Below are 19,402 nucleotides of genomic sequence, written 5' to 3'. Positions count from 1 at the left end.
TTTAGAAGTTCGTAAACCTTCAGAAGCTTGTGAAGTCGTTCGTGCTGACGAGAGGGGATGAGGCAGCGTGGAGGAGACGTCGGCGGGCCGCGATGAGGGCTCGGTGCGCAATTTCGTGGAGCATCTGGCGGCGGCGCTGGCCGACTTCGGCTTCCCGCCGATGTCGGCGCGGGTGCTCGTCACGATGATGACCAGCGACACCGAGACGCTGTCGGCCGCGGACTTCGGTGAACGGCTCGGTGTGAGCCCGGGCGCCGTGTCCACGGCCGTGCGCCACCTGATGCACATCGGGATCCTCGTACGCGAGCCGATGGCCGGGTCGCGGAGCCATCGCTACCGGCTGACCGAGGACACCTGGTACGAGGGCAGCGTGTCCAAGGCCGTGTACTTCAAGATGATCGCGGACCTGGCCGACGAGGGCGTCGGCGTGCTGGGCGGCGCGGAGACCTCGCCTGGGGCCCGGATGGCGGAGATGCGCGACTTCTTCAGGTTCTTCCAGAACGAGTTGACCGAGATCTACAAGCGCTGGAGGGACGTCAAGGCGGGGCTCGCAGAGGGGCCCTCGCCGTCCCTGGGTACGTGAGGGCGCCCCTGCGCATGTAAGGGCCGCTCAGACGGCGCACGCCGCAGCGCGGCGGGCGCGGGCGGAGAACGCGCGCCGGCGCGGAGTCCGCAATCAAGGACTCTAGGGAGACTTTAGACGGGGTTCCCATCATGGCGGGGTGGGGCCGTGCACGATGCTTCACCGGCCGCCGTGCCGGGCACGTCGCGCAGGCTCCACTCCACCCGGTCCGATGACCGCGCGACGGCGTGGACCGCGCCCACGACGGCGGGGCACCCCCGCGAGGCGGCCGACACTCGCGGGCGGCCGCGCAAGGAGGCACCGTGCCTGACGAGACGGTCCGCAAGAAGCTCGCGCTCGACTACTGCAGGTTCATGAACGCCGGCGACGTCGACGCGGTTCTCGCGCTCTTCGTCGACGACGTCCGGTTCGAGGATCCGGTCGGCGCGGACCCGATCCTCGGCCGGCGGGCGCTGCGGGCGCATCTCGCCCAGGCGATCGAGCATGAGGTGCGGGAGACCGCCGGCGATCCCGTGGCGGCCCTCGACGACGAGCACGTGGTGATGCCGATCACCGTCTCGCTGCGCCCGCCGGGTGCCGAGCCGGGGCAGCGGCTGCGAATCAATCTCGTGGCCATGATGAGCGTGGGCCCGGACGAGTTGATCCGCCAGGTGCGGGTCTTCTGGGGGAGGACGGACGCGACGCTGGTCCCCGGCGGCTGATCCCGCCCACGCCGCCGGACCGGCCCTGCCTTGAAGGAGCAACGCGCATGACGCAGCAGAAGGACGTCCCCTTAACTCCGCCCAAGCCGGAGAGCGGCCGGGCCGCGCTCCTGGAATGGCTCCGCTGGATGCGCGACCAACATCCGGTGGCCCTCGACGAGGCCACGGGCATGTGGCAGCTGTTCCGCCACGACGACATCCATCGCAGCCATACCGACCTGATCGACTTCTCCGCCGAGCTGGGGAGGGTGCTCCCGCTCGGCGAGCTGAGCCGCGGTGTGCTGGCAGTCATGGACCCGCCCCGTCACGGCCAGGTCCGCGCGCTGGTCGGCCAGGCGTTCACCCCGCGTACCGTGGCCCGGCTGGAGCCGCAGGTGGAAGAGCTCACCGGGCGGTTGCTCGACGAGGCGGCCGGCCAAGACGAGTTCGAGCTGATGCGCGAGCTGGCCTACCCGCTTCCGATCAGCATCATCGCCGAGCTGCTCGGCGTCCCGCGGCAGGACCGGGAGATGTTCCGCGGCTGGGCCGACACTCGCCTGTCGGGGGACCACGAAGCGGAGGCGGTCTTCGACGACGACACGATCCGGGCCTCCGTGGACGAGATGCACGCGTACCTGCTGGAGCATGTCCGGGCCCGGCGGCGGCGCCCCAGCGACGATCTGATCAGCAGGCTCGCCCTCGCCGAGGTCAGCGGAGACCGCCTCGACGACCAGGAGATCGTGCACTTCACCGGGCTGTTGCTGATGGCCGGCTACACCACGGTGGCGGCGATGCTGGGCAACGCGGTGCTGCTGCTGCACGACAACCCGGGCGCGGCGGACGCGCTGCGCGCGGATCCGAGCCTGATCCCGGGCGCCGTCGAAGAGGTCGTCCGGTACTACCCGCCGCTCCCGCAGAGCCTCAAGCTCCTGAAGAACGACGTCGAGCTGCACGGCAGGACGATGCCCGCGGGCAGCCTGGTCACGACATGGACGCTGTCGGCCAACCACGACGAGCGGCACATCGATGACCCCGGCACCTTCGACATCCGGCGCGAGCCGAACCCGCACGTGGGGTTCGGGCACGGCATCCACTTCTGCCTGGGGGCCTCGCTCGCCCGGCTCGAGGGACGGATCGCGCTGGAGGCCCTGCTGACCCGCGTGCCAGGGCCGAAGGTGCTGCGTGAGCCCGAGATGTATCCCAATCCACGAATTCTCGCGCCGCGGGAGGTGTGGGTGGCGACGGGCGGGTGATCGCCGCCCCGGGGCGCCCGCACCAGCGGGCGCCCCGGGTGCCGTCACCAGGCGACGGGCAGCTCGCGCACACCGTAGACCCGCATGTCGTCGCGCATCGGGATCTCCTCGACGGGCGCGGCGAGGCGCAGCCCGGGAAACCGGTCCAGCAGCATCGACAGCCCGATCCGCAGCTGCCTGCGCGCCAGCTGCTGGCCCAGACACTGGTGGATGCCGTGCCCGAACGCCATCTGGGCGGTCGCGGAACGGCGCGTCACGTCCAGGGTGTCGGGGTCCTCGAAGCGCCCCGGGTCCCGGTTGGCCGCGGGCAGCGAGATCGTGACCGGATCGCCGGCCCTGATCAGCCGCCCCTCCAGCTCGACGTCCTCCAGCGCGGCGCGGATGACCCCGTACTGCAGGACGCTCAGGTAGCGCAGCAGCTCTTCGACGGCGGTGTCGATCAATGAGGGGTCGGTGCGCAGCGTGGCCAGCTGGGCGGGATGGCGCAGCAGCGCGTAGGCGCCGAGGGAGAGCATGTTCGCGGGCGGCTCGTAACCGGCGGACAGCAGCAGCAGGCCGACCCCGATCAGCTCGGCGTCGCTCAGCTCGTCCGCGGCGATGAGCCCGCTCAGGATGTCGTCGGCCGGATCGGCGCGCTTGCGATCCTTGAGCCGATCCATGAAGGAGTAATACTCCTGGTAGGCGGCCACCAGTTCCTCGGGTTTGGACGTGAAGCTCGTCATCGTCTCGGTGTTCTGCTGAAATTGCTCCCGCTCGCTGTAGGGGACCCCGAGCATCTCGCAGATCATCAGTGACGGAATCGGCTTCGCGAAGGCTTCGACCAGATCTACCGGTGGCCCGTGCTCGGCCATTTCGTCGAGCAGCCCAGAGGTGATCTCCTCGATCTTCGAGCTGAGTGCGCGCATCCGCGACATCGTGAACTGGGCGATCAGCGGCCGGCGCAGCCGGGTGTGATCAGGCGGGTCCATGGCGATGAACCAGCCCGGTGCCGCCGGCTGGCCCTTCAGCTCCGTCTCCGCTGAGCGGACCGGGAATTGGCGCAGCTCGTTCCGGACACTGAAGCGGCGGTCGGCCAATACCGTCCGCGCGGCCGCGTAGCTGGTCACCAGCCAGCCTGCGGTGCCACCCGGATAGGTGATCTCACTGACCGGGGACTCGTCGCGCAGCAGCCGCAGCCCGTCCGGGGGCGAGAGTAAATCGCTGCGGTGAGTCGGATGCGGGGGCGGTGCGGTCGTTGCGTCGGCCATCTGCCTCTCCTTCTGCGTGGGTGACGGAATTATTGTCCGGTCCCGTTGCGCGCGATGTCCATAAGCAGAGGATGGGCGACCCCGCCCGAAGGTTGCTTTTCCTGGCCCGCGAAAGCGCGGCTTAAGCCGTGCGTTAGCCGCGTTTTAGAGAATCCCGCAGGATGTGAGGGCGGGCGATCCCGGCCGTGGACGGCCGGGCCGAAGGAGGACGATCATGGGCATGACCTCACTGCGGCCTGGCCTGGCCGTATCCTTGGCCGCCGCGCTCGGGGAGGACCCCGGCGGCGTCTTCGCCGCGATCAGCGCGGGGCCCGGTGTGCCGCCGGACGACGAATGCATCCGCTACGAGGAACTCGCTTACAGCGTCAGCGAGCGGAGTTATCGGGAGTCGGAACCAGCGGTCGGTGACGTGGCGACGGCGGGTGGCGAGTTCTTCGATCCCGAGGGCAACAAGATCGCCAGGGACAGCGGCCGCATGCAGATCGTGCACCATGACCCCGAGACCGAGCACTGGGTCGCCTTCACTCGCGTCTCCTACGAATTCGAGGACGGCGGCACAGCGCGCTCGATGGGGTTCGTGGACCTCAACGATCAGTTGACGGGAAGCCGGGTCGTGATCTACATCGTCGGAACGGGCGGGCGCTATCTCGGCAAGGTGGGAACCCTGTCGTGGGTCATCGAATCAACGATGAACGCCAAAGCCAGGATGGTCCTGTGTGCGCGACCGCTGGAAAAGTGCTGCGACACGGGATTCAGTTCCATTTCCTTCGGGTGACTCCGGTTCTCGGGATGTCGCAGATCTAGGGAGGACGGCCTCGCATGGCGGACGACGAGACCCTGCTCGGCTATCTCAAACGCGTCGCCGCTGAACTGCACGATGCCCGGCAGCGGCTCCGCGAGGTGACCGAGCGGGAACGTGAGCCCGTGGCCATCGTCGGGATGGCCTGCCGTTTCCCCGGTGACGCGTTCTCACCGGAAGCGCTCTGGCATCTGGTCGACTCGGGGACCGACGCGGTCTCCGGATTCCCGGTGAACCGGGGCTGGGATCTGGAGGGTCTCTACGATCCGGACCCGGAAAAGACGGGGAAGTCCTATCTGCGGGAAAGCGGCTTCCTGCACGACGCCGACCTGTTCGACGCCGGGTTGTTCGGGATCTCCCCGCGCGAAGCGCTGGCGATGGATCCGCAGCAGCGCCTCATGATGGAGGTGGCCTGGGAGGCGCTGGAGCGCGCGGGGCTCGATCCGAAGGGGCTGAGGGGCAGCCGCACGGGGGTCTTCACCGGCGCCGGCAACCTCGGCTACCTCGTTGGGATGCAGCAAGTCCGCAAGGAGGTCGAAGGCTTCTCACTGGTCGGCAACGCCGCCAGCGTGATCTCGGGGCGGATCGCCTACACCTTCGGGCTCGAAGGACCGGCGGTGACGGTGGACACGGCCTGCTCGTCGTCGCTGGTGGCCATGCATCTGGCCGGCCAGGCCCTGCGGCGGGGGGAGTGCGAGGTCGCGCTGGCGGGCGGGGTCGCGGTCATGCCCAACCCCAGCGAGTTCGTCGAGTTCAGCCGCCAGCGCGTTCTGGCGCCCGACGGGCGCTGCAAGGCGTTCTCCGCCGCCGCCGACGGCACGGCCTTCGGGGAGGGGGCCGGAATGCTGGTGCTGAAACGGCTGTCGGACGCCGTGCGCGACGGCTCGCGGATCCTGGCGGTGGTGCGCGGGAGCGCCACCAACCAGGACGGCGCCAGCAATGGGCTGACCGCGCCGAACGGGCCGTCCCAGCAGCGGGTGATCCGCGCGGCGCTGGCCGACGGGCGCCTCACGGCCGATCAGGTCGACGCGGTGGAGGCGCACGGTACCGGCACCACCCTGGGCGATCCCATCGAAGCGCAGGCGCTGCTGGCGACCTATGGGCGGCAGCGGCCCGACGGCAGGCCGCTGTGGCTCGGCTCGGTCAAGTCGAATATCAGCCATACGCAGGCTGCGGCGGGCATGGCGAGCGTTATCAAGATGGTCATGGCGTTGCGGAACGAGTTGCTGCCGGCGACGCTGCACGTGGACGCCCCCACGCCCGAGGTGGACTGGTCGTCCGGCGCGGTGTCGCTGCTGACCGAGCCGGTGAGCTGGCCGCGGCACGGCGGACCCCGGCGGGCCGGGGTGTCCTCGTTCGGGATCAGCGGCACCAACGCGCACGTGATCCTGGAGGAGGCGCCGCCGGACCAGCACGCCGGCGTGACCGGCGACGCGGGCGGCCGGGAGTCGGTCGCGCTGGTCACCGCACCGCCGGCGCCGGTCGTGCCCTGGCTGCTGTCCGGGCGCGGTGAGCGGGCCCTGCGGAGCCAGGCCGCGCGGCTGCGTTCCCACCTGGCCGTCCACCCCGAGCCGTCGATGCCGGACGTCGGGCGGTCGCTGGCCGCCACCAGGGCGACCCTCGACCACCGTGCGGTGGTGATCGCGGCAGACCGGACCGAGGCCTCGGCGGCCCTTGAAGCGCTGAGCGAGGGGGCTGAGAACGGCGCCCTCGTCGAGGGCATGGCCGACATCAACGGCAAGGTCGTCTTCGTCTTCCCCGGGCAGGGCTCGCAGTGGCCGCGGATGGCGGTGGAACTCCTCGCAGAGGCACCGGTGTTCGCCGAGCGGATGAGCGAGTGCGAACGTGCTCTCTCCTCGCACGTGGACTGGTCGTTGACCGCTGTGCTGCGAGCGGAGCCAGGCGCGCCTTCCCTGGACCGCATCGACGTGGTCCAGCCCGCCCTGTTCGCCGTCATGGTGTCCCTGGCGGCCCTGTGGCGCTCGTACGGGGTGGAGCCGAGCGCGGTCGTCGGGCACTCGCAGGGCGAGGTGGCGGCCGCCCACGTGGCCGGGGCCCTGTCTCTGGACGACGCGGTGCGGGTGGTCGTCTCCCGCAGCCGGCTCTTTGCCGAAATGCTGACCGGCAAAGGGGCCGTCGCCTCAGTGGGGGCGGCCGAGGCACACGTGCTGGAACGGCTGGCCGGCTGGAACGGCCGCCTTGCCGTCGGCGGAGTCAACGGGCCCGCCTCCGTGATCGTCACCGGCGAGCTGGCCGCCCTGCGCGAGTTCGTCGCCGCGTGCACGGCCGACGGGATCCGCGCGAAGATCGTCCCGGCGACGGTGGCGTCGCACTCCCAGCAGGTGGACGCGCTGCGCGAACGGCTGCTCGAACTGCTGGCGCCGGTGACGCCCCGGACCGGCGAGATCGCGTTCTACTCCACCGTGACGGGCGGCCTGCTGGAGACCGGCGGGCTCGACGCGGAGTACTGGTACCGCAACGTCCGCAACCAGGTGGACTTCACCGGCGCCGTCCGGGCGCTGCTCGCGGACGGGCACCGCTTCTTCATAGAGGCGAGCCCGCACCCCGTGTTGGCGGCGGGCCTGCAGGAGACCGCAGAGGAAGCCGAGGCGGACTGCGCGGCCATCGGGACGTTGTCGCGTGACCAGGGCAATTTGCGCCGCTTCCTGACCTCGCTGGCCGAGGTCCATGTCCGTGGTGCTGGGGTGGACTGGAGCGGTGCGTTCGCCGGAGCCGGTGCCGGGTGGGTGGAACTGCCCACCTACCCATTCCAGCGCCGCCGCTACTGGGCGGATTCGGTGGGAACCGCGACCGCCGACGTGACCGCGACGGGCATCGGCGCGGCGGGGCACCCCCTGCTCGGGGCCTCGCTGGGGCTGGCGCAGGGCGGCACGATTCTCACTGGCAGGCTGTCGCTGGCGTCGCATCCCTGGCTCGCCGACCACATGGCGCTGGGGGCCGCGCTCGTCCCCGGGGCCGCGTTCGCCGAGCTGGCGATCCGAGCCGGCGACGAAGTGGGCTGCGACCGGATCGAAGAGCTGACCCTGCGGCAGCCGCTCGTCCTCCCGGAGAAGGGCGCGGTGGTCCTGCAGGTCGTGGTGGCGGCCGCCGACGAGGACGGGCGGCGGACGGTGAGCGTGTACTCCCGTCCGGACAGCGCCGCTGCCCCGGACCTGCCGTGGACGCGGCACGCAGAAGGCGTCCTGACCATCGCCGGAGCGGGCCAGGACCGCAGGGCGGAGGGCCTGCGCGCGTGGCCGCCACCGGGCGCACAGCCCGTGGACCTGACAGGCTTCTACGACGATCTCGCGGAGCGCGGCTACCAGTACGGGCCGGCCTTCCAAGGCCTGCGTGCGGTGTGGCGGCGCGGGGACGAGATTTTCGGCGAGGTGAGCCTGCCCGAGCGGCAGGCCGAGGACACCGGGAACTTCGGCGTGCATCCCGCGCTGCTGGACGCCGCGCTGCACGCTGCACTCGCGGTCGGCGGTCCCGCGGAGGACGGTCGGGTGCGGCTGCCGTTCGAGTGGAGCGGGGTGGAACTCCACGCGATCGGCGCCACCACCGCGCGGGTGCGGATCTCCCCGGCGGGAGACGCCGCCATATCGCTGACCATGGCCGACGCGGACGGGGAGCCCGTGGGCGCCGTCGAGTCGCTGGCGCTGCGCCCGGTCTCCACCGACCAGCTGGAACAGACGGACGGCGGGCACCAGGACTCCGCACTCCACCAGGTGGAATGGACTCTGCTACCGCATAGCGATGACCCCGTCGCGCCGGGGGACTGGGCCGTCGTCGGCGCGGATGCGCTAGGCCTGCTACCCGCGCTTGAGGCGGGCGAGGCGAGAGTCCGCCGGTACCCGGACCTGACCGCGCTCGCCGAGGCGGCCGACTCCGTTCCTGACGCGGTTCTGGTCTCCTACGGTGCCGAAGCCCTGGACTCTGTCGCTATCGGCGTCCGGGCCCGCGAGGCGGCGTGCGGGGCGCTGAAGCTGGTCCAGGACTGGCTGGCCGACGAGCGCTTTGAGGCGGCCACCCTGCTGCTCGTGACCCGCGGCGCCGTCGCGGCGGGAGAACACGACGGCGTCGCCGATCTGGTGCACGCGCCCGTCTGGGGCCTGCTCCGCTCTGCGCAGGCGGAGAACCCGGGCCGGTTCGTGATCGTGGACATCGACGGTTCCGACGACCCGGCGCGCTCGTTGACGACGGTCCTCTCATCCGGGGTTGAGCAGGCCGCCGTGCGGCACGGGACGGTGCTGGCGCCCCACCTGACGCGGATCACCGGTGCGGCATCGGATCCGCGGCCCGGCGGCGAGGACGGACTCTGGAACCCCTCGGGCACGGCCCTGATCACGGGCGGGACGGGGACCCTGGGAACGCTGCTGGCCCGACATCTGGTCACCGCGCACGGCGTCCGCCATCTGGTGCTGGCCAGCCGGTCCGGGCCTCAGGCGCAGGGCGCGGCCGAGCTGCAGGCCGAACTGGCCGCCCGGGGGGCGCAGGTGAGCCTGGTCGCCTGTGATGCCGCGGACCGGTCCGCGCTGGCCGAGGTGTTGGACGGGATCCCGGCCGAGCATCCGCTGACGTGGGTGGTGCACGCCGCGGGAGCCCTGGACGACGGTGTGATCGGCGCGCTGACCCCCGAGCGGCTGGACCGGGTGATGCGCCCCAAGGTGGACGCCGCGGTCAACCTCCACGAACTGACCAGCGGACTCGACCTGTCGGCCTTCGCGCTGTTCTCGTCGGCCGCCGGGGTTCTCGGCAACCCGGGCCAGGGGAACTACGCCGCGGCGAACGCGTTCCTCGACGGCCTCGCGGCATTCCGCCGGGTTGCGGGGATGCCCGGGCTCTCTCTCGCTTGGGGGCTATGGGACGAGGCCGGCGGGATGACCGCCGAGGTCGATCGTGACGATCGATCCCGGGCGCGCCGGTCGGGCGTCGTGCCGCTCGAATCGTCTGCGGGCCTGGAACTCTTCGACTCGGCCTGCGGCATGGCCGAAAGCCTGGTCCTGCCGATGCGGCTGGACACCGCGGCCCTGCACGCTCGCGCCGGCGCGGGCGTCCTGCCGGAGATGCTCCGCGGGCTGGTCCGCGTGCCGTCGCGGCGCACCGCAATCGGGGAGCGACCAGGCGATGGGTCCGCGCTGGTACGGCGTCTGGTCGGCCTGCCGCCGGCCGATCAAGGTCGCGAACTGCTGAGCCTGGTACGCGGCCAGGTGGCGGCGGTTCTGGGACACGGGGATCCGGAAGCCGTGGACGCCGACCGGGCGTTCCGCGAACTCGGGTTCGACTCGCTCACGGCCGTGGAACTGCGCAACCGGCTGCGGGCCGCGACCGGGCTGCGCCTGCCGGCCACGCTGGTCTATGACCATCCGGCTCCGAGCGCGGTGGCCCGCCTGCTGCGCACCGAACTGCTGGGTGAGTCGACCGGAACCGTGGGTGGGGGAACGGGGCCGGCCGCGGCAGAAGAGCCCATCGCGATCGTCGGGATGGGCTGCCGCTTCCCCGGAGGCGTCGGCTCCCCCGAGGGCCTCTGGCGCCTGGTCGCCGACGGTACGGACGTCATCTCCGGCTTCCCCGAGGACCGTGGCTGGGATGTGGAACGGCTCTACCATCCCGATCCCGATCACCTCGGCACGTCGTACGCGCGAGAGGGAGGGTTCCTGTACGACGCCGGGGAGTTCGACGCCGGGTTCTTCGGGATCTCGCCGCGTGAGGCGGCGACCATGGACCCGCAGCAGCGCCTCCTGCTGGAGGTCGCCTGGGAGGCCATCGAACGTGCCGGCATCGATCCGGTGTCGCTGCGCGGGAGCGCCACGGGCGTGTTCGCCGGCGCCATCCATCAGGACTATGCCGCGGACGCGCGGCCGCGGGACATCGAGGGCTACCTGCTGAGCGGCACCACGGGCAGCGTCATGTCCGGCCGTGTCGCCTACGCCCTCGGCCTTGAGGGACCCGCCGTCACCATCGACACGGCCTGCTCGTCGTCCCTGGTCGCCCTGCACCTGGCGGGTCACGCGCTGCGGCAGGGGGAGTGCTCGCTGGCGCTCGTCGGCGGTGCGACGGTGATGTCCACCCCGGACACCTTCGTGGAGTTCTCCCGTCAGCGGGGCCTGTCTCCCGATGGCAGGTGTAAGGCCTTCGCGTCGGCGGCCGACGGTACGGGCTGGTCCGAGGGCGTCGGCGTCCTCCTGGTGGAACGGCTGTCCGACGCCGTACGCAACGGGCGCCGCGTGCTGGCAGTGGTGCGCGGCTCGGCGGTGAACCAGGACGGTGCCAGCAACGGTCTCACGGCGCCGAACGGCCCCTCCCAGCAGCGGGTGATCCGTGCGGCCCTGGCGAACGCCCGGCTCTCGCCGGCCGAGGTCGACGCAGTGGAGGCGCACGGAACCGGCACCCGGCTCGGCGACCCCATCGAGGCGCAGGCCCTTTTGGCGGCCTATGGGGAGGCCCGGCCCGCCGACCGGCCGCTGTGGCTGGGGTCGGTCAAGTCGAACATCGGGCATACCCAGGCCGCTGCGGGGATGGCGGGTCTGATCAAGATGGTCGAGGCGATGCGGCATGGGATCCTGCCGCGGACGCTGCACGTCGATGAGCCGACCCCGCACGTCGACTGGTCGGCGGGGGCAGTCGAACTGCTCACCGAGCAGGTGACGTGGCCGGATACCGGGCGTCCGCGACGCGCGGGGATCTCCTCCTTCGGCGCGAGCGGCACCAACGCGCATGTGATCATGGAGCAGCCTCCTGCAGCCGTGGAACCCGAGGCGGAATCCGCGCCTTCGCCGCACCCGTCCAGCACTGATCTGGAGGTGCCGGCCAGGGAGACCTCCAGGCCAGAGGTGCTGCCGTGGTTGCTGTCGGCGAAGACCGAGGCGGGGTTGGCCGCGCAGGCGCAGCGGCTTGTCGAGCATCTGGACACCCACCCCGGCCTGGATACCGGTGAGGTGGCGTGGGCGCTGGCCACCACCCGCTCGGTCCTGGACCACCGCGCCGTCATCATCGGCGACGAGACGGTCTTGCGCGAGGGGCTGCGGGCGCTTGCGGCCGGTGAGCCGCATCCCGCAGTCGTCACCGGCCGCGCCCAGCCGGGCGGGCACGGCAGGACGGTGTTCGTCTTCCCCGGCCAGGGTTCACAGTGGGCCGGGATGGGCGCCGAACTCCTGGCCACCAGCCCGGTCTTCCGGGACCACATCCTCGCCTGCGACCAGGCATTGTCGCAGCACGTGGACTGGTCGCTGACCGACGTCCTCACCGGAGCCGATGGAGCCGCCTCCCTTGACCGGGTCGACGTCGTGCAGCCCGCACTGTTCGCCGTGATGACCGGCCTGGCGCACCTGTGGAAGTCGCTCGGTGTCGAACCCGACGCCGTGATCGGCCACTCCCAGGGCGAGATCGCCGCCGCCTACACCGCCGGCGCACTCACCCTCAACGATGCTGCTCAGCTCGTGGCGTTACGCAGCCGAGCCCTGACCGCGCTGGCCGGCACCGGCACCATGGCCGCCATCCACACCGCCCCCGACCAGCTCACCGAACTCCTCCCCGACGACATCGCAATCGGCGCGATCAACGGGCCCGCCACCACCATCGTCGCCGGCCCCGAGGACGCCATCACCACCCTGCTCGACCACTGCGAGCAGCACCAGATCAAGACCCGCCGCATCGACGTCGACTACGCCTCCCACAGCCCCGCCATCGAAGCGATCGCCGACCAGATCACCACAGCTGCGAACGGCATCCAGCCCCAAGCCACGATCGCCACCATCTACTCCACTGTCACCGGCCAACCCATCGAGGGCACCGAACTGGACGGCCGGTACTGGTACGACAACATCCGCAACACCGTCCACTTCCACCCCACCATCACCCACCTCGCCGACCACGGCCACACCACCTACATCGAGGTGAGCCCCCACCCCGCCCTCACCGCACCCATCCAACACACCTTCGACGCCCTCGACACCCCTGCCATTGCGGTAGGCACGCTCCACCGCGACAACGGCGGCTGGACACAACTCCTGACCAACCTCGCCCATCTGCACACCCACGGCCTCGCCACCGACTGGACCCGAATCCTCAACACCCTGAACAACCCCCGGCCCACAACACCACCCGCCCTGCCCACCTACGCCTTCCAACGCCGGCGCTACTGGCTCGACGGCGGCGGAACGGCTCGGGGTGACGCGGAGGGCCTCGGATTGGAAAGGACCGACCACCCGTTCCTGGGAGCGTCCCTCGCCCTGGCCGACGGGGAGGAAATGGTGCTCACAGGACGCCTGTCGCTGGGGTCCCAGCCGTGGCTGGCCGACCACCGGGCGATGGACGCGCCGCTGGTACCGGCCGCGGCATTCGCCGAGATGGCGTTGCGGGCGGGCCGCGAGCTGGGCTGCGACCGGCTGGCGGAGATCACCCTGCGGGAGCCGCTCGTCCTCGAGGAGCAGGCCGCGGTCGCGGTGCAGGTCCGGGTCGGTGCTCCCGGCGAGGAGGGAGCGCGGACGGTCGGTGTCTTCGCACGGATGCTCGGCGGCTCCTCGGACGTACCGTGGACGCGTCATGCCGAGGGACTGCTGTCGCCGGACGCCGCGGCGGACGAGCCCGCCACCCGGCGCGAGTGGCCGCCCGCAGACGCGAACCCGGTCGACCTGGTCGGCTTCTACGACGGCCTGGCCGAGCGCGGCTACGGCTACGGGCCGACGTTCCAAGGCGTGGAGCGGGCATGGCGGAGCGGCGCGGACCTGTACGCCGAGGTGGGCCTGGCCGAAGAACAGGCGGAGCATTCGGACGCCTTCGAGATCCACCCGGCACTGCTGGACGCCGCTCTGCAGGTCGCCCTGCTGGACTCCACCAACGAAGGAACCGACCGGCTCCGCCTGCCCTTCGCATGGTCGGGCTTCCGGGTGTTCCACCGGGGGGCGCGGTCGCTGCGCGTGCACGTGACACGGGTCGGTGACGATGCCATATCGCTGACGATGACCGATATCGCGGGGCGCCTTGTGGCCTCGGCCGACTCCATCGTGGTCCGGCCGATCGCGGCGCGGAGCCTCGCGGGGCGGATGGCGCGCCGGGACGACCGGCTGCTCAGGGTCGGCTGGCTTCCGCTCGGCGTGACCGGCTTCCGGGCGTCGGGAGAGTGGGCTCTGGTCGGCGACGATCCGGTGGGCCTGAGTGACGCGTTCCAGATCTCTGAGGTGAGGATGCGGGCGCACTCCGATCTGGCCGCTCTGGCGCGTCGATCGGATGCCGGGATCGCCCCGATGGTGCTGGCGTGCTGCCCGCCCCCGGCCGGGACCGTGGACGACCCGGCGGCCGAGGCTCACCGGGCGGCCGTCGAGGCGTTGCGGCTGGTCCAGGACTGGCTGGCCGAGCCACGCTTCGAGGATGCTCGGCTCGTGGTGGTCACGTGCGGCGCGGTGGCGGCCGGAGCCGACGACGACGTGGCCGGGGTGGCGCACGCACCGGTCTGGGGGCTGCTCCGCTCGGCGCAGTCGGAGCATCCGGGCCGCTTCCTGCTCGCCGATGTCGACGGGGAGGCGGACTCCCTTCGGGCGCTTCCGGCCGCGATCGCCACCGCCGCCGGTGAAGGCGAGGAGCAGATCGCGCTGCGCCGCGGCCGGACGAGGATCCCGAGGCTGGTGCGCGGATCCACCGGGCAGCCCGGGGACGGCGTGCTGGCACTACCGGAGGGAACCGACGCCTGGACGTTGGCGCCGGGTGACGGCGGGACGCTGGAGAGCATGGCGCTGGCGCCGGCCCCGGAGGCGCTCCGGCCGCTGGAGGCCGGCGAGGTCCGGGTCTCCATCCGGGCGGCGGGCCTCAACTTCCGTGACGTGTTGATCGCCCTCGGCGCGCACGAGGACGGAGGCGTGATCGGGAGCGAGGCCGCGGGTGTGATCACCGAGGTCGGTCCAGGGGTGCGCGGCCTCGCAGCGGGCGACCGGGTGATGGGCCTCTTCGCCGGCACCTTCGGCCCGGTCGCGGTGGCAGATCACCGCGTTGTGGAGCCGATGCCGTCCGGTTGGTCATTCGAGCAGGCCGCCGCGGTTCCGGCGGTGTTCCTGACCGCTTACTACGGGCTGGCCGACATAGCAGGGCTGGAGTCCGGCCAGTCCGTCCTGGTGCACGCGGCCGCCGGCGGTGTCGGTATGGCGGCCACGCAGCTGGCGCGGCACTGGGGCGCCCGCGTGTACGGCACGGCGAGCCCGCACAAGTGGGACGCGCTGCGCGCGGCGGGAATCGACGGCGCGTGCATCGCCTCGTCCCGCGACACCGCGTTCGAGCAGCGGTTCATGGACGAGACACAAGGCCAGGGCGTTGATGTCGTCCTCAACTCCCTCGTGCACGAGTTCGTCGACGCCTCGCTCCGGCTGATGCCGAGGGGCGGGCGCTTCATCGAGATGGGGAAGCTCGACATCCGCGACGCCGAGGAGGTCGCCACCGCACGCCCGGGAGTCGCCTACCAGGCGTTCTCCCTGGCGAACGTCCCGGCGGCGCGGATCGGCGAGATGCTGGCCGAGCTCCGCGAGCTGTTCGAACGCGGGATCCTGAGCCCGTTGCCGGTGCGCGCCTGGGACGTGCGCCGGGCGCCGGAGGCGTTCCGGTTCATGAGCCGGGCGCGGCACGTCGGGAAGATCGTCCTCACCGTTCCCGCGCCGCCCGATCCGGACGGCACCGTGCTGGTCACCGGAGGCACAGGGACACTCGGCGCCCTGGTGGCACGGCACCTGGTGGCCGAGCACGGGGTGCGGCATCTCCTCCTGACCAGCCGGCGCGGACCCGGCAGCCCCGGCGCGACCGAACTGCGCGCCGAGCTGGCCGCCGCAGGGGCAGAGATCGAGATCGCCGCATGCGACGTCGCCGACCGGGAGCGGCTGACCCAAGTGCTCGCGGGCATACCGGAGGACCATCCGCTGACCGCGGTGGTCCATACCGCCGGGACAGTGGACGACGCCGTCGTCGGCTCCCTGACGCCGGACCGGCTGGAACAGGTGCTGCGGCCCAAGGTGGACGGCGTGATGAACCTCCACGAGCTGACCCGCGACCGGGACCTGTCGGCGTTCGTGCTGTTCTCGTCGAGCGCGGGCGTGCTCGGGGCACCGGGCCAGGCCAACTATGCCGCGGCCAACACCTTCGAGGACGCGTTCGCCGCCTGGCGCAGAGCCCGCGGACTGCCGGCCACGTCGGTGGCCTGGGGGCTGTGGGAGGACACCAGTGAGCTGACCCAGGGCCTCGACCGCAAGGATCTGTCCCGACTCGGCCGCTCGGGAATCCTTCCCCTGCCGACCCGGGAGGGGCTGGCCTTGTTCGACGCCGCCCTGGACGCCGGTGAAGCGCTGCTGGTCGCGGTCCGGCCGGCGATGCGAACGTTGCGCGAGCAGCCCAGGGCGACACTGCCCAGACTGCTCCACGCGCTGGTCAGGCCCACCGGCGATACACCCCGCCGGCCCGGCGCCGTCTCTCCCGCACGGCGCCTCGCCCGTCTCACCACGGAGGACCGGTTCGACCTGCTGCTCCAGACGGTCCGGGACCACGCCGCCACGGTGCTGGGCCACGCGACGCCGGAGAGCATCGACGCGGAACGCGGGTTCATGGACCTCGGTTTCGATTCGCTCACAGCCGTCGAACTACGCAACAGGCTCAGCACGGCCACCGAGACGCGCCTGCCGTCCACGGTCGTGTTCGACCACCCCAACGCGACCGCGCTCGCCCGGTATCTGGCCACTCGGCTGTCCCCCGAGGAGGCCGAGCACGGCGCGACGGTACTCGGCACGCTCGCCAGGCTCGAAGCCGACCTCGCACTACCCGGCATGGACGACGAGACACGTAACACGGTCACCGGCCGGCTCCAGGAGGCGCTGGCCGCCCTGACCGGCCGGGACGGCGTCGAGAACGGGCGGGCCCGGATCGAGTCGGCCACCGACGAGGAGATGTTCTCCATGATCGACAAGGAGCTCGGCATCTCCTGACCGGCCGGCCCGCGGGCCGGCCACGAAGATCGGAAACGGAGGAGGCCACCGATGGTGGACCGGCACCGGCTGATGCGGTACCTGGGGCGTACGTTGCAGGACATCGGGTGGGGATGGTGCGTCTACTTCGGATGTTCGGCACCGTGTCCATGGCGGGGCGTACCACAGGATCCGGCAGCGCCCGCCGGACTTCCCCCGGGGCACCCGGAATGCTTGTGCAGCGCCCCTCCCTCCTCGGTGGAACGGGGATTGTGGGACCAACTGTGACCACCTCCCGCCGGTGCACGCTCTGGTAGCGGGCACCCGCCGCACCGACACCCCGTGATCGGCATCGCCCCCAGGCGCGTCCTATCGGAGAGGTCGGCTGCATGGCCCTGGTATCCGAAGCTGGTAGTGCTGTCATGAGCGACTAGCAACACAAGAATCTCTGGACGTAGGGCATGCCGCTTCCTGGGGCGCTGCTCATGGCCGTTCCGCCGATCCGCTTTCGGCGCGGTCCAGGCCGCCGGCGACCGGCCAAGGCCCGGGCCGACAAAGCCTATGACTCAGCCGACCTGCGGCAATGGCTCCGCCAACGGGGCGTCGTGCCACGTATCGCACGCGGTGGCGTCGACTCCTCCGAACGGCTCAGGCGGCACCGATGGAAGATCGAGCGCACGATCGCCTGGCTGCTGGGACATCGCCGCTTGACCATCCGCTACGAACGCCACGGCCACCTGTTCACCGCCTTCCCGACCCTCGCCGCCACCCTGATCTGCTACAAGAAGCGCAGCGTTGTGAGGAAGGTGAAGAAGAAGTCGGGGCGGATCGGGCCGGATGACGCGCGGACCTTGCGGGCTTCGGTGTCCAGGCCGTTGGCGTGCAGGGCGAGCGCGAGCAGGTCGGTGGTCATGGGGCTGAGCACGGCGCGCACGTCGTCCAGATGCGCTCCGAGCGTGCCGTCGTTCAGCCAGATGACGGCCAGGGCGAGTTGGAGAAAGCCCGCGGCGTGCACCGATCCGGTGCGCCGCCTGCCCTCGCCGGCCTTGTTGTAGAGGTGTGCGGCGTCGGCGAGCCGGCCTTCGATGACCGTAAGGGCCGCCAGCGTGATCTCGGCGACGGCGATCGCCTCGGGCATCCGGTAGGTGCGCGCGAGCTCCAGGGCCTCGGCGGTCACCCGGCGCATGGTCACCGGGTCGTTGGCGGCGGCGGCGACGGCGGCATGGTTGAGCCGCCCGGTGACGCGGTACACCGGCAGGTCGTGCTCCGTGCCGATCTCCACGAGCTCCTGGGAGAGCTCGGCGTCGCCATGGACTTCGGCCAGGATCTGGAGTGCCGCGGCCCGCAGGCGGGGGCCGGTGGCGAGGTCGAGGGCCTCCTGCGCCGCCTCCAGAACGGTCGGCTCCGTCCACGCGGTGAATGCGGCGATCATCAGGTCGTCGCGGCCTAAGGACTCCGCGTACTCCACGGCTTCACGGCGTGTCTCGCGGGCGGCCGCGAGGGCTCCCGCCCTGATCTGCGCGCGCAGGAGCCTGCCGAGCAGTTCGACGTGTTCGTCCGGTCCGGTCGAGTTGGCGACGGCGTCGCTGAGGAGGCAGGCCGCCACGTCGTGGGCGTAGCGTGCCTCGGCGAGCTCGGCGGCTTGGACGCAGTAGCCGACGGCCTTGGGCGAGCCGGCGCGCGCGTAGTGGTGGGCCAGCGCCGCGATGTCGTCGGTGCCTTCCATGGCGTCGGCGATCCGGGCGTGCATCCGGGCTGCGCGGAGGCGGCTGAGGTCGGCGACGAGCGTGTCCCTGACGAGGGCGTGGACGAAGCGGACGAGGCCTGGGCCGGGCTCGTCGAGGAGCCCGGAGATGACGCCCGCGTCCAGCGCGTCCAGCACGCCGTCCTCGTCGGCGTCGGCGGCCTTGACGAGGACGTCCACCGGGCTCTCCCGGCCTGCGACCGCGGCGAGCCGGAGGATGGACACGGCTCCCTCGGGCAGGCGCGCGAGCCGGCGGCGCAGGACGTCCCGCACGCCTTCGGGGACTTCGGAGAGGGCGACCAGCGCCCCTTCGCCGTTCAGCAGCCGGGCACTTTCGCGCACGTAGAAGGGATTGCCGCCGGTGCGCTCGGCGATCCCGGCGATGGTCTCCTCGTCCGCTTCGCATTCGGTCCGCACGAGCTCCGCGACGGCCTCGTCGCTCAGACCCGGCAGCGCCAGGCGGAGCGGTGCGGCGCGCGCGAGCGAGGCCAGCATCTCGGTGAGGTGCCCGCTTTCGTCCGCGCGGTACGCGGCGACGACCAGGATCGGGGCCCGCAGGCCGAGGCCGCCGCCGAGCAGCTCCAGCGTGGCGGCGTCGGCCCAGTGCAGGTCGTCCAGCACGACGGCGACCGGGCGTTCCGCGGCGACCTCCGCGAGCCACTTCCATATGGCCTGGCGCAGGCGGAACCGTCCGGCGGTGGCGTCGGCGTTCACCGGTCCGGTGTCGGTGAGCAGCGGCGCGAGGTCGTCGGCGAACTCTCCCGGGGACGTGGTCGCGGCGACGGCTCTCAGCGCCTCGGTCCAGGCCCACGCGGGCGGCGCGCTGTCGACCTCGAGGCAGCGGCCGGCGGCGACCAGCCATCCCTCCCGTTCGAGCCGCCTGCCCAGGTGCTCCAGCAGCGTCGACTTGCCGAGCCCGGCCTCGCCGGTGACCAGGGCGACGCGGGCGCCGTCGGTGACGGCCTGCGCGGCAGCCATGACCAGCGCCGACAGCTGTGCCTGGCGTCCGACGAACGGAGCCTCGCCGATCGGAGCCGGCTCCGAGGGAGGGGCCGTCCGCGGCGGCGGGTCGGTGAGCGCTGGGGCGGTGAGCGCTGGTGCGGGCGCCGGCGGTGTCCGGACTCCAGTGCGGGGCGGGCGTCGGCGGGCAAGGAGATATGGGT

The 19,402-nt window shown here is 71.7% G+C and carries 8 protein-coding genes and 1 pseudogene; 7 read left to right on the top strand and 2 right to left on the bottom strand.

The window, feature by feature from the left end; genetic code table 11:
• Window positions 1–67: 67 nt before the first annotated feature.
• The 3 genes from ABD296_RS11575 to ABD296_RS11565 all read left to right on the top strand — a co-directional run bounded on the left by ABD296_RS11575 (window position 68) and on the right by ABD296_RS11565 (window position 2,516).
• Window positions 68–583, top strand: coding sequence for a GbsR/MarR family transcriptional regulator (locus ABD296_RS11575; protein ID WP_344264763.1), 516 nt, complete (start codon window positions 68–70; stop codon window positions 581–583).
• A 302-nt stretch (window positions 584–885) separates the two neighbouring features.
• Window positions 886–1,284: a nuclear transport factor 2 family protein gene (locus tag ABD296_RS11570; RefSeq protein WP_344264760.1), complete on the top strand. Its 399-nt coding sequence runs from the start codon at window positions 886–888 to the stop codon at window positions 1,282–1,284.
• 47 nt (window positions 1,285–1,331) lie between these two features.
• Window positions 1,332–2,516: a cytochrome P450 gene (locus ABD296_RS11565; protein WP_344264757.1), complete on the top strand. Its 1,185-nt coding sequence runs from the start codon at window positions 1,332–1,334 to the stop codon at window positions 2,514–2,516.
• Between the two features lie 44 nt (window positions 2,517–2,560).
• On the opposite strand, the gene ABD296_RS11560 is transcribed toward ABD296_RS11565, so the two are convergent.
• On the bottom strand, window positions 2,561–3,763 hold the full coding sequence (locus tag ABD296_RS11560) for a cytochrome P450 (RefSeq protein ID WP_344264754.1): 1,203 nt from the start codon (window positions 3,761–3,763) through the stop codon (window positions 2,561–2,563).
• A gap of 214 nt (window positions 3,764–3,977) precedes the next feature.
• On the opposite strand from ABD296_RS11560, the gene ABD296_RS11555 reads away from it, so the two are divergent.
• The 4 genes and pseudogenes from ABD296_RS11555 to ABD296_RS11545 form a co-directional block, all read left to right on the top strand.
• A complete protein-coding gene (locus tag ABD296_RS11555; protein WP_344264752.1) occupies window positions 3,978–4,538 on the top strand; it encodes an allene oxide cyclase barrel-like domain-containing protein in 561 nt (186 codons plus the stop codon).
• A 44-nt stretch (window positions 4,539–4,582) separates the two neighbouring features.
• On the top strand, window positions 4,583–16,516 hold the full coding sequence (locus ABD296_RS11550; protein ID WP_344264749.1) for an SDR family NAD(P)-dependent oxidoreductase: 11,934 nt from the start codon (window positions 4,583–4,585) through the stop codon (window positions 16,514–16,516).
• A 51-nt stretch (window positions 16,517–16,567) separates the two neighbouring features.
• The gene (locus tag ABD296_RS50570; protein WP_407061468.1) at window positions 16,568–16,783 is read left to right on the top strand and encodes a DUF6059 family protein; all 216 of its coding nucleotides are present in this window, start codon (window positions 16,568–16,570) and stop codon (window positions 16,781–16,783) included.
• 194 nt (window positions 16,784–16,977) lie between these two features.
• Window positions 16,978–17,271, top strand: a pseudogene (locus tag ABD296_RS11545) (transposase); the annotation flags it as partial.
• A 2-nt stretch (window positions 17,272–17,273) separates the two neighbouring features.
• On the opposite strand, the gene ABD296_RS11540 reads toward ABD296_RS11545, so the two are convergent.
• Window positions 17,274–19,268: an ATP-binding protein gene (locus tag ABD296_RS11540; protein WP_344264781.1), complete on the bottom strand. Its 1,995-nt coding sequence runs from the start codon at window positions 19,266–19,268 to the stop codon at window positions 17,274–17,276.
• Window positions 19,269–19,402 lie beyond the last annotated feature (134 nt).

Source organism: Actinomadura napierensis (genome assembly GCF_039529375.1).
GTDB lineage: Bacteria > Actinomycetota > Actinomycetes > Streptosporangiales > Streptosporangiaceae > Spirillospora > Spirillospora napierensis.
Note: the sequence above shows the minus strand (reverse complement) of the source record. Positions and strands in the feature narration are given on the sequence as shown.

Bases quoted from the DNA above. Each gene is read 5' to 3' on its own strand.
- ABD296_RS11565 (WP_344264757.1), top strand. From the start codon at position 1,332: ATGACGCAGCAGAAGGACGTCCCCTTAACTCCGCCCAAGCCGGAGAGC.
- ABD296_RS11560 (WP_344264754.1), bottom strand. From the start codon at position 3,763: ATGGCCGACGCAACGACCGCACCGCCCCCGCATCCGACTCACCGCAGC.
- ABD296_RS11555 (WP_344264752.1), top strand. From the start codon at position 3,978: ATGGGCATGACCTCACTGCGGCCTGGCCTGGCCGTATCCTTGGCCGCC.
- ABD296_RS11550 (WP_344264749.1), top strand. From the start codon at position 4,583: ATGGCGGACGACGAGACCCTGCTCGGCTATCTCAAACGCGTCGCCGCT.
- ABD296_RS50570 (WP_407061468.1), top strand. From the start codon at position 16,568: ATGGTGGACCGGCACCGGCTGATGCGGTACCTGGGGCGTACGTTGCAG.